10 protein-coding genes are annotated in these 14,324 nt (G+C 45.4%); 5 read left to right on the forward strand and 5 right to left on the reverse strand.

Translation table 11 applies throughout. The features are described 5' to 3' along the window. The first annotated feature begins 229 nt into the window (after positions 1–229). Both ACS8FD_RS00475 and ACS8FD_RS00480 read left to right on the forward strand, forming a co-directional pair. Complete coding sequence (locus ACS8FD_RS00475; protein WP_439273933.1) at positions 230–2,014, forward strand: acyl-CoA dehydrogenase C-terminal domain-containing protein; 1,785 nt, start codon at positions 230–232, stop codon at positions 2,012–2,014. A gap of 300 nt (positions 2,015–2,314) precedes the next feature. Next, a complete protein-coding gene (locus ACS8FD_RS00480) occupies positions 2,315–4,819 on the forward strand; it encodes a site-specific recombinase (protein ID WP_439273934.1) in 2,505 nt (834 codons plus the stop codon). A gap of 84 nt (positions 4,820–4,903) precedes the next feature. On the opposite strand, the gene ACS8FD_RS00485 is transcribed toward ACS8FD_RS00480, so the two are convergent. The 3 genes from ACS8FD_RS00485 to pdxA form a co-directional block, all read right to left on the reverse strand. After that, the gene (locus tag ACS8FD_RS00485) at positions 4,904–5,740 is read right to left on the reverse strand and encodes a symmetrical bis(5'-nucleosyl)-tetraphosphatase (protein ID WP_439273935.1); all 837 of its coding nucleotides are present in this window, start codon (positions 5,738–5,740) and stop codon (positions 4,904–4,906) included. Between the two features lie 114 nt (positions 5,741–5,854). After that, the gene (rsmA, locus tag ACS8FD_RS00490) at positions 5,855–6,724 is read right to left on the reverse strand and encodes a 16S rRNA (adenine(1518)-N(6)/adenine(1519)-N(6))-dimethyltransferase RsmA (RefSeq protein WP_439273936.1); all 870 of its coding nucleotides are present in this window, start codon (positions 6,722–6,724) and stop codon (positions 5,855–5,857) included. Between the two features lie 149 nt (positions 6,725–6,873). Then, positions 6,874–7,983 carry a 4-hydroxythreonine-4-phosphate dehydrogenase PdxA gene (gene pdxA, locus ACS8FD_RS00495; protein WP_439273937.1) on the reverse strand — a complete coding sequence of 370 codons (1,110 nt, stop codon included), beginning with the start codon at positions 7,981–7,983 and terminating at the stop codon, positions 6,874–6,876. Between the two features lie 310 nt (positions 7,984–8,293). On the opposite strand from pdxA, the gene dnaB reads away from it, so the two are divergent. The 3 genes from dnaB (at position 8,294) to argF (ending at position 12,045) form a co-directional block, all read left to right on the forward strand. Beyond that, complete coding sequence (gene dnaB, locus ACS8FD_RS00500; protein WP_439273938.1) at positions 8,294–9,694, forward strand: replicative DNA helicase; 1,401 nt, start codon at positions 8,294–8,296, stop codon at positions 9,692–9,694. An 89-nt stretch (positions 9,695–9,783) separates the two neighbouring features. Then, positions 9,784–10,938 (forward strand): alanine racemase, encoded by a 1,155-nt coding sequence (gene alr / locus ACS8FD_RS00505; RefSeq protein ID WP_439273939.1) that lies wholly within the window; start codon positions 9,784–9,786, stop codon positions 10,936–10,938. A 183-nt stretch (positions 10,939–11,121) separates the two neighbouring features. Beyond that, complete coding sequence (argF, locus tag ACS8FD_RS00510; RefSeq protein WP_439273940.1) at positions 11,122–12,045, forward strand: ornithine carbamoyltransferase; 924 nt, start codon at positions 11,122–11,124, stop codon at positions 12,043–12,045. Positions 12,046–12,175: 130 nt separating this feature from the next. On the opposite strand, the gene rpiA is transcribed toward argF, so the two are convergent. Then, the gene (gene rpiA, locus ACS8FD_RS00515) at positions 12,176–12,835 is read right to left on the reverse strand and encodes a ribose-5-phosphate isomerase RpiA (RefSeq protein ID WP_439273941.1); all 660 of its coding nucleotides are present in this window, start codon (positions 12,833–12,835) and stop codon (positions 12,176–12,178) included. 163 nt (positions 12,836–12,998) lie between these two features. Then, the gene (locus ACS8FD_RS00520) at positions 12,999–14,309 is read right to left on the reverse strand and encodes an arsenic transporter (protein WP_439273942.1); all 1,311 of its coding nucleotides are present in this window, start codon (positions 14,307–14,309) and stop codon (positions 12,999–13,001) included. Positions 14,310–14,324 lie beyond the last annotated feature (15 nt).

Genomic DNA, 14,324 nt, shown 5'->3' on the forward strand with positions numbered 1-14,324 from the left:
AAGGCTATTGTGAAACTTTTGGTGCACCCAGTATTCACGAACAAACACACATGATAATGCGCTAATTTGCTAAACTTTAATGATTGTAATGCTCTTAGTATTTTTGATAATCGATATACCGGCCTAGCTTGTCACACTTATCAACACTAGATTTTAAGCTAGACGCTAGGCCCGTATCGCCACTGATACTTGCCGATTTTTCTACTACATTTGAATGAAAGGATTTTTTATGGCTGTTTATAATGCCCCTCTTAATGACATGCGCTTTATCTTAAACGATGTCTTTCGTGCCCATGAATTTTGGCAAAGTACTGATAAGCTTGCTCATGTTGACACGGATACTGTCGATATGATCTTGGAAGAGATGGCAAAGTTATCAAAAAATGTTTTATTACCCATCAATCGCAGCGGTGATGAAGAAGGCGCAACTTTTGAAGGCGATGGCGTAGTAACGACCCCTACTGGCTTCAAAGAAGCCTATAAGCAATATGCTGAATCTGGTTGGGTGGGATTAAGCGGTGATCCTGAGTACGGTGGTCAAGGCTTTCCTAAAATGGTGACGATGCTGACCGAAGAGATGATCTTTACTACTAATCAATCTTTTGCCCTCTACCCTAACCTAACGGTTGGCGCGACGCTATGTATGAACGCGGCGGCCAGTGATGAGCAAAAAGAGACTTATCTTGAGAAGATGTATAATGGCGAATGGTCAGGTACGATGTGCCTCACCGAGCCCCATGCTGGTACAGACTTAGGTATTATCAAAACCAAAGCCGTGCCTAATGATGATGGTAGCTACAAAATCTCTGGTACTAAGATTTTCATCACCGGCGGCGAGCATGACCTGACTGACAATATTATTCACTTAGTATTGGCCAAAACGCCAAACGCACCAGAAGGCTCAAAGGGTATTTCGTTATTTATCGTCCCTAAATTCTTGGTGAATGAAGATGGTAGCTTAGGCGAGCGCAACACCTTAGCCGTCGGCTCTATCGAGCATAAAATGGGCATCAAAGCCTCAGCTACTTGTGTGATGAATTTTGATGACGCCAAAGGCTGGATGGTCGGCGCTGAAAACACTGGCTTATCTTCAATGTTTGTAATGATGAACTACGAGCGCGTGACTATGGGCTTGCAAGGTCTTGGTGGCTCTGAGCTGGCTTATCAAAACGCCGTTATCTATGCTAATGATCGTGGTCAAGGTCGTAGCGATACTCAATTGCAAAGTCCTGAAAAACCTGCCGATGCAATTATCCATCACGCCGATGTGCGCCGTATGTTACTTAATGCCAAAGCCAACTCAGAAGCGTCACGCTGCTTTGCGATGTATGTCGCACAGAATCTCGACAAAGAAAAGTTCAGTGATGATCCGGAAGTTGCCAAAGCAGCAGCAGCTCGTGTGGCTTTATTGACGCCGGTTGCCAAAGGTTTCTTAACCGATAAAGCGCTTGAAGCTACCATTGATTGTCAGCAAGTGTTCGGCGGTCACGGCTATGTCCGCGAATGGGGTATGGAGCAAATCGTTCGTGATACGCGTATTGCTCAGATTTATGAAGGCACTAACGGTATCCAAGCCCTCGATTTATTGGGCCGAAAAGTGGCGCGTAATAATGGCAAATATATCAATAACTTCTTAAACGAAATTCGTGATTTTGTGAATAACATGCAAGCGGATCATAAAGTTAAGCGAGCGACACTAGCAGCGGCTGACAAGATTGAGAGCTTGACCACAACGGTACTCGCCAACATCAGTGAGCGCAAAAACGAGATCAACGGCTGTGCCGTAGACTTTATGCATGCCTTTGGTTATCTATGCTACTCTTATATGTTCGCGATGATGGTCGAAGCCGCTGATGGTAAGGAAGGTGAGTTTTATACCAATAAAGCGAAGCTTGCAGATTATTTCGTTGGCCGTATTTTGCCGCGTATCGATGCCCATGTACAGATGGTCGAAACTGGCAGCGGTCCGATGATGGACTTTGATCTTGCTTATTTTGACACCGCTACTAGTTAATACAGCTATTCGCTAAACAGATAACGTAGCATTGTGTATTTTCAAGCTTTATGCTTGTATGACTTAGTACCATAAGTAGTACCATAAATTTTATAAGAAGAAAGGACAGTTTTGAACTGTCCTTTTTTTGTCTGTATTAATTTTTTAGCCCTATAAATAACTGCTAACAAAATAATTAACCTTAAACCATGGGTTCCGATTAAAATATCGTGTGAGTATTTGTAGATCAGCAACTGACTTAATGCTTGCTAATTTTTATTCCTTAACGGCTTACTCTATAAAAATAACTAAGGGTACCATGTGTCTGAAATAAAGCGTATTTTACAGCAGATTACTGCCTTAAGTGATGTGCCAGAACCTTCTGTGCTTAAACGCTTAATCGATGAGCTGCGAGTGACTGATAAAGAGCCTGCGCTTGCCAATCAGAAGATACAGGCACTTATTGATATCTTGCAAAAACATCCAGAGTACGGAGACGGGCTTGCCAGCTTCGTGATCAAGCTGATCATTGAGTATCGTCAAATTGCCTTGTATACCGATACCGGCATCATGTCAGATCAGGGATTTTTTAGCAGTTTACGACGCCTCATAGGACATAGATTCTTACCTCTGCTGCCACAAGAGGATTCAGTCGTTGAGCTGGTCGGCTATCTGTTTGATAAAAGCACTGATGAGCGCTGGCTTGCCCATATCGATAAAGATAAATGGGATAAGCTGGTTGCCCTTCTCGAAATCAAAGAGGAGCATTTATATTTAGTTGCTACCGCCAAAAACAGCATATTAAACGCTATTATTATCCTCTCCTACCGCGTCAGCGGCATAGGACTACATCCCGAACTGATGGAATCCTATCCACAAATATTGAATTACTCCGCCTCTTTTGTGGCTCAAAATCAAGAAGCAGTGCTGTTTGTCAATCAGTATCGTCAAGCGCATGAGCTCGATACCTTAACTGATATCACCCCTGAGCAAGCAGTGGATGCGGCGCCTTTATTGGTTATGTTAGAGCAATGTGAAGAGGTAGTAGCAACCGTTCGTAAGCGTATCTACAAGACGGGTATCTCTATTCGTCTGACTAATATGATGATGCGTCTTGAACAAAGTCTGCAGCGTATTCGTATCTTGACAGAGCTGGTTTCAGATGTAGACCATAAGCGTGACGGCGCTATCATTGAGCTGATTCAATCACTTATCAGTACCGCCAGTCGTCGTTATAGTATCGGCTATCTGATCGATAATAATACTAAACTGCTCTCCAAAAAAGTTACCGAAAATGCCAGCCGCGTTGGTGAGCATTATATTAGCACTGATAAAGCCGGTTATAAAAAGATGTTCAAAAAGGCTTCCATCGGTGGTTTCTTTATTGCTTTTATGGCGACTTTGAAGATATCCGCTTATCACTTAGCCCTTGCCCCGATGGGTCGCGCCTTTATTAATAGCATGATCTATGGCTTAGGATTTGTCTTTATCCACGTCGTCCATGGTACGGTGGCAACCAAACAGCCGGCGATGACGGCAGCGGCTATCGCATCTACTATCTCTGATGGCTCCGGCAAAAAATCCCATCAGCTGACCAAGCTCTCTGAGTTGGTCGTCGATATTTTGCGCACGCAGTTTATCGCTATCATGGGTAACATCATGCTAGCGATACCAGTCGCCCTGCTTATCTCTTTTGCTTGGTGGCAATACAGTGGCGTGCCGATGATCGATCCTGATAAGGCAGCCAGCTTACTTCATGATCTCGACCCCTTTCGCTCTCTTGCGCTACCTCATGCTGCCATTGCTGGGGTGTATTTGTTCTTGTCGGGCCTAATCGCTGGCTACTATGATAACTTGGCGGTTTATAACAATATAGGCGCGCGTATTCAGCGTCATAGGTTGCTAAATTTCGTCTTACCAAAATCTTGGCTCATACGTTTAGGCGGTTTTGTGGAAGCCAATCTCGGGGCGATTATGGGCAACTTTTTATTTGGCGTATTCTTAGGCAGTACGGCAACGATCGGCTATATTTTCGGTCTACCTATCGATATTCGCCACATCGCCTTTGCCTCAGCCAACCTTGCCCATGGATTGTTTAATTTACCCGCTGCTGATATGAGCTGGGGTCTAATTGCGATCTCGATTTTGGGGGTTGCCTTAATCGGTATCGTCAACTTGATGGTGAGTTTTTCATTAGCGCTGTTTGTGGCTTTACGCTCAAAAGAAGTACGCTTCTTTGAATGGAGTCGCCTCACACGGCTTGTTTTCGGTCATGTGATAAGCCATCCTTCTGACTTTTTTTGGCCCCGCCCCAAGCCAATGAGTTATGCTCGTATCGATAGACAAGGACATATGATATTTGAGGACAGCTCAGCGCAAAAAGGTAAGCAAGCCCTACCAAGCAACTATGTGATAAGACGGCTGTCTGATGTCAAAATATCACCAGAGGTGGTGCAATCAGTCGCGCAAGAAAATACCGATATTCATTACACTAACCCTGCTTCTACTATGCGGGCAGACGTTACAAAAAATTCAGCGCAACACAGTACACAAAATACAGCGCAAAACACAGGCGCTAATAGACTTAAGAAAGTTATCGATTTGGACGATGGGCTAAAAGATGAAGAGCTAAATAGTGTGCCTTATGCTGATGATATTCAATATGAGCAGGTGACTAAGACTTTAGAATCTGAAACCTTAGAGTCAGAGACTCTAGAGTCTAAAACGGTACAATCTGAGTCGGTAGCTCACTCTGATGATAAAACCACTGGCAATGCTAAGTCGCCTCTGCCAAAACCCAAAAAACCGCCCAAATTACCTAATTGATAAAGATACTTTGGACGGTTTAGCTCTAGGCTTAAGATAACAAATGGAGATTAGACTATCTTTTATCCTTATATAGAAGCTGTGCTAAGGCTTAGGACAATGGGCGCTTGAGGTGATTACTTTGCCATCGCTCAATCGATAGGCTAGTAGATAATTACCCCAAACGCAGCCGCCATCAAGCGCGCGCGCATGCGGCAGATCCACATTGCCCTTTAGCGCGGCCCAGTGCCCAAAAAGGATCTTACGGGCACGGGGCACTTGCCATTCAAACCAAGGCAGATAGTCTGTTGGCATAGCCTCCTCTAATTTACCGGTAAAGCTAAATTCTAAGCTGCCGTCTTGCTGACATAAGCGCATGCGCGTAAAGTAGTTACTAATAGCACGCAGTCTGGTATAGCCACTGATATCATCGTGCCAAATGTCAGCTTTTTTGCTATATAAATTCGGTAGTAGCTTATCAAGCTTCTCTATATTGCCTTGCAGCTGTGCTTCTAATTCTCTAGCGTAGCCTGCCGCTTCGTCAATCGTCCAGTGCGGTGGAATACCTGCGTGTACTAGCACCGTTTGCGCGTTGGGATAAGTTAAAATAGGCTGATGACGCAGCCACTCTAGTAGTTCATCCTTGTCCTCTGCGGCAAAGATAGGCGCGGTTTTATCTTTTTTCTTAAGTTTTGCCGCGCCGCGCCATACCGCGATTAAATTGATATCATGATTACCCAGCACGGTGGCAGCAGCGCCTTGCTCACACAGCGCTTTGACCTCACGCAGCGTATTGAGCGAGTCTTCACCGCGCGCGACTAAATCGCCTGCAAACCATAACCTGTCTTGTTTTGGGTCAAAATCTAAAGTCTTTAATAGTTGCTGAAAAGCTTTATGGCAACCTTGTAAGTCGCCGATAACATACTGATGACGAAAACTCATAAAACCTCAAGAGTCGATTATTATTTTTGGAGCTGAGAACTCATCTTCTAAAAGGTAAATTCTAAAAAGCTAAAAAACGCTGATATCTTGCGCTATTTTATTACTTTGTGCGCATTACTCTGCTCTCAATAAAGTGCCAGAGCGATTACTAAGGGTGACAAAGTCGCTAACACTCAACGTCTCAGGCCGCGCTTGCGGGTTAATCTCACAAGCTGCAAAATCATCTTCGCTTAGCGTTGGTAGTAAAGCCGATTGTTTAAAGATAGCGCGGAGCGTTTTACGGCGATGATTGAAGGTTTCGCGAACAACAATAGCAAAGTGTTCTTCATCTTCAGCGACCACAGGTTTGGTAGTGTGCGGCGTCAGACGAAAAACTGCGCTTGTCACCTTAGGCGGCGGATTAAAAGCACCGCGAGGTACCGTGAGTAGATAGTCGGTCTCGCAGTGATACTGCATGATCACTGAAAGACGCCCATAAGTCTTGCTACCGACATCCGCAGTAATACGCTCAACCACTTCTTTTTGTAGCATAAAATGCATATCTTGAATAACATCAGCGTAGCTCAATAAGTGAAACAAGATGGGAGTCGAGATATTATAAGGTAGATTACCAACAATGCACAGCTTGCCGCGCTCGGTGCTATAAAGCTCTCGGTAGTCAACCTCCATCGCATTGGCTTTAATAATCGTAAAGTTGGGATGGCTGTTGGCACCGATACGGATGCGTAAGCTATCTGCTAAGTCGCGATCGAGCTCCACCACCGTCATAGCATCCACCTCCGCTAGCAACGGCTCAGTCAAAGCGCCCATCCCAGGACCAATTTCGATCAAATTATCATCATGTTCTAGACGTATGCTATCGACAATTTGACGGATAATGCTGCTGTCATGCAAAAAGTTCTGACCAAAACGCTTACGCGGTTGGTGTTTGGCAGTGCGCAAACTGGCCGAGAGGGTTTGAGCATCGAACGAAGGTTTTGACATAAAGGTTCTTTATTTAGAATGAATAAGTTTAATTTTTGGGTAATTGAGCTGTATTAGTCCTGTCATTTAACGTGATCAGAATTATAACATAGCTCATATTTAAGCTGTATTAGCATCCTATAGTTTATAGCGCTATCGTAATCCGCTAGCTATAGAGCTTTATCTGCCATCTCGCTTGCCATCAACAGCGCTTGGTAGAGACTGCTATCATTAGCGCCGCCTTTCCCTGCTAAGTCAAGCGCGGTGCCATGATCGACTGACGTACGAATATAAGGCAATCCTAAAGTTAAATTCACCGTATCACCAAAGCCGTGCGACTTAAGCACTGGCAAGCCTTGATCGTGATACATAGCGATAACCGCATCGCAGTTGTTTAAATGTCGAGTGGTAAACAGCGTATCGGCTGGCATCGCCTCAGAGATATCAACTCCAGCATCGATAAATTCCTGCAATACTGGATTGATAATATTAATCTCCTCAAGCCCCAAATGACCACCCTCGCCAGCATGCGGATTAAGACCGCAGACTAAAATGCGCGGATTATTTATACCGAACTTAGTACGCATATCATCGAGGACGATTTGTACCGTTTGCCTCACGTTATCTGGAGTAATCGCAGCGGGTACGTCTTTAAGCGCTAGATGAATAGTTACTAGTGCCACTTTCATGGCTTGATTGGCTAGCATCATTACCACTTTGTCGCAGCCACTTTGCTGCATAAAAAATTCAGTATGCCCGCTGAACATGGTGCCATCGAGCAGCTTAATATCGGCATCTATCAGCGCTGACTTTTGCAGCGGGCCTGTGACAATAGCGGCGATTTGTTTACTAGAGGCAAGCTTGTGCGCTAAGGTAAGCTGCTGAGCGACCATTGCTGAATTATTAGTATCGATACGACCTGCCACTACCGGTGCATGACAAGGTATATTGATTAACATAAAACCGCTATTATTTGGCTTAGTTTCGGCGCCTGCTAACGCTGCTAGATTACTTTCATTGTTAACTCTATTATCGTTATCGGAATCGTCTTTTAGTTGCCAATCGACAACCTGCCATTTAGGGCATTTTTTTATTGTGCCCGCTTTTATCAATTGCTCAGCGCGCGCGGCCATCGCCTCGTTATCAGCGGTGACCCAAATCGGCCGAGCAAAGTCTCGTAGCTTACCGGCGTCAGCAAGCATCAATACGATATCCATGCCTATGCCAGCAGGCTCTCCTATGGTGATTAGTAAGGGTCGCTTTGGTGATAAATCTTGCATATCAAACAATCCTTTTATTTTAAATAACTGATTCTATTTAATTTTTTATTATATTTCTTCTACCTTAGTTTAAAACTTAAAAAACAATATGACGATGATTAGCGACTGATTAAGATAGAGATAGTTAACGTTTAGGGCTAAAAAAAGGGCATAATGTGTTAAACTTCGCTGTTAATTGTAGCATCAATAAGCTAAATTTTATTTTTCGTTTTAGAAGACTCAGCAATTCTCACTTATAAATAATTGACTCAAAACCTATAGTAGTTATTGCATCATTTTGTATTGTTTTTCATTTTAATATTAGGCACTCATGGCAGATAACGACAAAACCGACGACTTACTCAATCAGCAGCCCCCACACAATATTGATATCGAAAAGGCTTTGCTGGCCTCTTTGATGAGTATTGAGGAGGCGTACGACAAGATTGCCGATATCGTGACCAAGGACGATTTTTATGCTGGGCGTCACCAACATATTTTTGCCGCTATCGCTCACTTAGCCGCAGTGAATGAGCCTTATGATACAGTGATGGTGCATGATTGGTTAGAGGCGCAAAAGCTGCTTAAGAGCGCCGGCGGTGATAGCTATCTAGCTGACATTTTGAGCCAAAGCCCAGCGACATTATTCAACCTGACCGCTTATGCTCAGCGCGTCCGCGAGCTGTCAACTTTACGTCAATTAATTGCCGCTAGTAACGATATGCTCAGCCTCGCCTACAATCCTAAAGATCAATCGGTCAGCGATATCTTAGACAGCGTTGAGGCGACTATTTTTAGTATCAATGAGCAGCATAATAAACGCGCCGAACAGCGCGGCCCTGTCGGTATCACCTCCGTACTGACCAATGTCATCGACAAAATCCAAGAGCTCAAATCCAATCCGGACGGTATGATTGGTTTGCAAACGCCATTTGCAGAGCTCAATGGTAAAACTCAAGGATTGCAGCCTGGCGATCTAATCATTGTCGCGGCGCGCCCCTCTATGGGTAAGACGACTTTTGCGATGAATTTAGCTGAAGGGATTTTATTCAACGAAGATTTGCCGGTGGTAGTTTTTTCGATGGAGATGCCCGCCGAATCTATCGTCATGCGTCTGCTGTCTTCTTGGGGCGCGATTAATCAGACGCATCTGCGCTCTGGACAGATGAATGAAGATGAGTGGGCGAAGATGATGAACGCCATTCAGCATCTGCAATCCAAGCATCTATACATCGATGACAGTACTGCGCTACCGCCCTCAGAGCTGCGTTCGCGCTGCCGCCGTATTGCCAAAAATCATGATGGTCGCTTGGGCGCTATTGTTGTCGATTATCTGCAGCTGATGAAAGTACCTAGCCTCGATGGCAACCGCGTTGGCGAGATCTCGGAGATTTCTCGTAGTCTAAAGGCGCTTGCACGCGAGCTTGAATGCCCAGTCATTGCGCTCTCGCAGCTTAACCGTAGTCTAGAAAACCGTCCTAACAAGCGTCCGATTATGTCAGATCTACGTGAGTCCGGCGCTATCGAGCAGGATGCCGATTTGATTATGTTCATCTATCGTGATGAGGTCTATAACGAAAACTCTGATCATAAAGGTGTGGCTGAGATTATCATAGGTAAGCAGCGTAACGGCCCGATTGGTACGATACGTTTAGGCTTTGAGGGTCAGTTTACCCGCTTTATCAACTTAACGCCCGAACACTTTCAAGGTGTTACTTTTGATGATGAATAATCTAACGATATCTTTGTCAGCTATTATCAAGATCGTTGTTCATTCCCATTACTCATTTTAGTTAATCATTCCAGAAAAAGAAGTCTGTCATGCGCACCGCTACCGTTACTATTTATCCTAATGCTCTTGCCCATAACCTGTCACAAGTCAAAAAACTCGCGCCTACCTCAAAAGTGCTAGCAATGGTAAAAGCCAATGCTTATGGTCATGGGGTCGCTGCTGTGCTGCCAGCTTTACAGCAGGCGGACGGTATTGGAGTGGCAAGCTTCACTGAGGCGTTTGAGGCGCGGCAATTGGGCTGGGAGAAAAGCATTGGTTTAGTCGAAGGGGTGTTTAGCGCAAATGAGTGGCAACAAGCTATCGACTATGACTGTAGCTGCGTGATTCATCATCAGCCGCAGCTTGATTGGGCGCTTACTCATGTCCCTAGCCCTGATAGTGCCACTCGCAGCGTTTGGCTCAAATATAACACCGGTATGAATCGTTTAGGTTTTGATTATCAGCAGACGATTACAGCGGCAAAACAGCTACATCAAGCCGGTTTCCAGGTTATTTTAACCACGCATTTTGCCAATGCTGATGATCGCGAGCATCCGTTAAATGCGCTACAGATTCAGCGCTTTGATGAGATGCTGACGTTATTGAAAAGTACGGTTAATGAAGACATCCAAGGCTCATTATGTAATTCAGCAGGGCTAGTGAATTTCCCTGACTATCAGTATGATTGGGTGCGCCCCGGTATTATGCTCTATGGCAGCTCGCCAATCATTGATAAGTCAGCATCCGAGTTAGAGCTGCAACCGGCTATGGAATTTAGCGCCCGGATTATGGCTTTATCGACAGTCCATACCGGCGAGGCTATCGGTTATGGTAGCCGCTGGATTGCAGATAAGCCCACTAAAACAGCACTCGTCAGCATCGGCTATGGCGATGGCTATCCTCGCGTTATAAATGATGAGGCGCACGTTTGCGTACTGGTTAAAAGTAAAACAGAAGACTCAGAGCAAAACCATCAAAGTGAGCAAGACTATGAGAGCTATCTTTGCCCGATACGTGGACGCGTGGCGATGGATATGATAGTCATCGATGTCAGTAGCGTCCCCGACGATATTACTTTAGATAGCAAAGTGGTCCTTTGGGGCGATAGCCCTCATGTCGATGACGTTGCCTCCCAAGCAGGGACTATCGGCTACGAGCTCCTCTGCCGCTTGAGCGCACGGCCTGCGCGTATCCAAACCCTCTAGCCTTTCTAGTTTTTGAGCCTCATCTTATTAGGCTCAATCAGCAAAAATTGGGCATTTACATTAAGAGTAATTACGCTATACTAAAAGTTTGTTATCACCGCGGTCAGTGTCCTGAGGCACTACTATCAACACCGGCTGATAGCCCACCATTCTAATTGACCGTGATCGACTGCTAGGACTGCTATGAGCTTGCGCCATTTTCTGACTTTATCTGATTTAAGCAAACAAGAACTAGAAACCCTAATCAAACGAGCCAGCGAGCTGCGTAAAATGCAACATGCAGGCGAGATTTATCAGCCTTTTGTTGGCCGGACGCTTGGGATGATATTTGAGAAATCCTCTACCCGTACGCGTATTTCATTTGAGACCGGTATGGGCCAGTTTGGCGGCAGTGCGATTTTCTTATCACCAAATGATACGCAATTAGGTCGCGGCGAGCCTTTAGAGGATTCAGCCCGCGTCATCTCTAGTATGGTCGACATCATTATGATTCGTACCTTTGGTCACGAAAAGGTCGAAACTTTTGCTAAATACTCTAGCGTACCTATTATTAACGCTTTGACCGATGACTTTCACCCTTGTCAGCTACTCGCTGATATGCAAACCTATTATGAGCATCGCGGTAGTATTGAAAACAAGACCGTCACTTGGGTGGGCGATGGCAACAATATGTGCGCCTCCTTTATGCAAGCGGCAAGTCAGTTCGGCTTTGAGCTGCGCGTGGCAGCGCCATACGGCTTCGAGCCTGATCCTAAGCTGATGGAGCGTTTCTCGCATTGCGTCAGCTTAGTCGAAGATGTACAAGATGCAGCAAAAGACTCGCACCTTATCGTCACCGATGTTTGGGCCAGCATGGGTCAAGAGTCCGAGCAAAACACTCGTGCGCGCCGCTTTGCCCCTTACCAAGTGACGCCTTCCTTGTTAGATAAAGCCGATCCTGAAGTGGTATTTATGCACTGCCTGCCTGCGCATCGTGGCGAAGAGATATCACACGACATGCTCGATGATCCACGCTCTGTAGTCTGGGACGAAGCCGAAAACCGCTTACATGCACAAAAAGCACTGATGGAGTTTTTGCTCAAAGATAAGATCAAATTATCGGTTTAACTGATCGATAACCGATTCGTTTGAGAGCAAATGTTTTTTTAAACAGACAGCAAAAAGGCAGATTACTATAAGTAATCTGCCTTTTTTTAGTTTTAAGCTTTAAAAGTTTAACGATAAACAATGATGCCTATTAACGCGTTATCGTCTCAACCCCATTACTACTGGCTTTTAATAAAACATCAGCTTGGTTGGCCGCAAAAATCCCATTACAGACCACGCCGACAATATTATTAAGCTCTTTTTCAAGAGCGATAGGATTGCTCACATCTAAGTCGTAAGTATCGAGAATGACATTGCCATAGTCAGTGACAAAATCCTCACGGTACACAGGCTCACCGCCCAAGGCTACTAGTTGACGCGCCACATAGGAGCGCGCTTGCGGCAAGACTTCGATCGGTACAGGAAACGACCGGCCTAGTATATCGACGCGTTTGCTTTCATCGACCATACAAACGAACTTATTAGACGCTGCAGCGACGATTTTTTCACGCGTCAGTGCTCCGCCGCCGCCTTTAATCAGTTGCAAATGCGCGTTAACTTCATCAGCACCATCAATATAGACATCAAGCTGGCCTGCAAAGTTTAGATCGACAATCTCGATACCCAAAGCACGCAATTTATCTTCTGTCACCTGTGAGCTAGCCACCGCGCCAGCAAGCTTGAGGGTCGGCAATAGCTCAATCAGGCAGTTCACTGTACTACCCGTCCCTACGCCAAGTATCATGTCATCTTCGATATAACTTAGAGCAGCTTTGGCTGCGGCTTGCTTTTGTGCTTGCTGATCACTCATCATAAATCCTTGGCAGAACAAACGTATCGTCTTAAAAAAATTAAAGGCTAAAAAAGCTAAAATGCGCGGCTATTATAACCGATGACTTTGCTATATGTCAGCGTAAAACCGATTCTAATAATGAGGTATTCTTGCCGTAATTGATAACTAATATAGATGACTTTTAAAACCCAGAGACATGAGGCAACCAAAACACCAAAGCCAACAGTGTGGCTAGTAATACTGGCGGCGTGATGAGCAGGCCGATTTTCATATACTGTCCCCAGCTGATTTTATAATCCTTTTCTGCTAAGACATGTAGCCATAACAAGGTCGCAAGACTGCCAATAGGCGTAAATTTTGGCCCCAAATCATTGCCAATCACATTAGCATAAATCATCAGCTCGCGAGTGGCAGCAGGTACTTGCGCGCTATCGATAGCCAGTGCACCTACCAAGGTCGATGGCATATTGTTCATGATAGAAGCTACAATCGCTGAAAGAAATCCCGTGCCTACTGTGGCGATGATATTGCCCTGCTGCCCTAGCCAATTAAGTATTTGGGCACCATAAGCCGTCAGTCCTGCGTTACCCAAGCCATACACCACCAAATACATACCGACCGAAAACAAGACGATTTGCCAAGGCGCGTTGCGTACGACATCAGGCACCGAAACAACCGCCTCTCGCCCGCCCTGCCACCAGCGGCCTGCGATGGCCATTAATACTAATGCCGCCGCACCAGTGACGAGGGAAATAGGCACACCTAGTGACTCAGTGGCAAAATAAGCAACCAATAACAAAGCAAGTAGCGGAAAAGCGGCTTTAAACACCAGCGGATCTTCAATAGCGGATGCGGGTGCGCTAAGATTGGCAATAGAATAGTGTGTTGGGATTTGGCGGGCATAGACCACCCACAGCACTGCTAATGTTGCGATGACAGAGACAATGTTTACCGGCACCATGACCGCCGCATAACGTCCAAAGCCAATATCAAAATAATTGGCGCTGACGATATTGACCAGATTAGACGTCACTAACGGCAGACTTGCGGTATCAGCAATAAAGCCCGTGGCGATGATAAAAGCCAATGCCGATGGCGGTGAAAACTTAAGCCGTAGCAAGATAGCGATGACGATCGGTGTCAAAAGTAATGCCGCGCCATCATTGGCAAAAAACGCCGAGATAAACGCGCCTAGTATGACAATCATAGGGAACAACAAGCGTCCTTGCCCATTGCCCAGTCTAGCCACATGTAGCGCCGACCAACCAAAAAATCCCGCTCTATCTAAGATAAGCGAGATAATGATAAGCGCTACAAAGGTAAAGGTCGCATCCCAGACGATATCCCACACCACAGCGACATCGGATAATTGCACCACGCCAAAAGCCAAGGCGACTAAGGCGCCGCCCAGCGCGCTCCAACCAATGCCCAAGCCTTTAGGCTGCCATATCACCAACACCAACGTCACGATAAAGATAATGAATGCAAGCATGGAACAACCTTATTT

It is taken from the genome of Psychrobacter sp. 1U2, from assembly GCF_051847575.1.

What these genes read in the sequence shown, in the direction of transcription:
- pdxA (WP_439273937.1), bottom strand. Translation starts at nt 7,983, where the DNA reads ATGCAAGATTTATCACCAAAGCGACCCTTACTAATCACCATAGGAGAG.
- rsmA (WP_439273936.1), bottom strand. Translation starts at nt 6,724, where the DNA reads ATGTCAAAACCTTCGTTCGATGCTCAAACCCTCTCGGCCAGTTTGCGC.
- ACS8FD_RS00485 (WP_439273935.1), bottom strand. Translation starts at nt 5,740, where the DNA reads ATGAGTTTTCGTCATCAGTATGTTATCGGCGACTTACAAGGTTGCCAT.
- ACS8FD_RS00520 (WP_439273942.1), bottom strand. Translation starts at nt 14,309, where the DNA reads ATGCTTGCATTCATTATCTTTATCGTGACGTTGGTGTTGGTGATATGG.
- alr (WP_439273939.1), top strand. Translation starts at nt 9,784, where the DNA reads ATGCGCACCGCTACCGTTACTATTTATCCTAATGCTCTTGCCCATAAC.
- argF (WP_439273940.1), top strand. Translation starts at nt 11,122, where the DNA reads ATGAGCTTGCGCCATTTTCTGACTTTATCTGATTTAAGCAAACAAGAA.
- ACS8FD_RS00475 (WP_439273933.1), top strand. Translation starts at nt 230, where the DNA reads ATGGCTGTTTATAATGCCCCTCTTAATGACATGCGCTTTATCTTAAAC.
- dnaB (WP_439273938.1), top strand. Translation starts at nt 8,294, where the DNA reads ATGGCAGATAACGACAAAACCGACGACTTACTCAATCAGCAGCCCCCA.
- rpiA (WP_439273941.1), bottom strand. Translation starts at nt 12,835, where the DNA reads ATGAGTGATCAGCAAGCACAAAAGCAAGCCGCAGCCAAAGCTGCTCTA.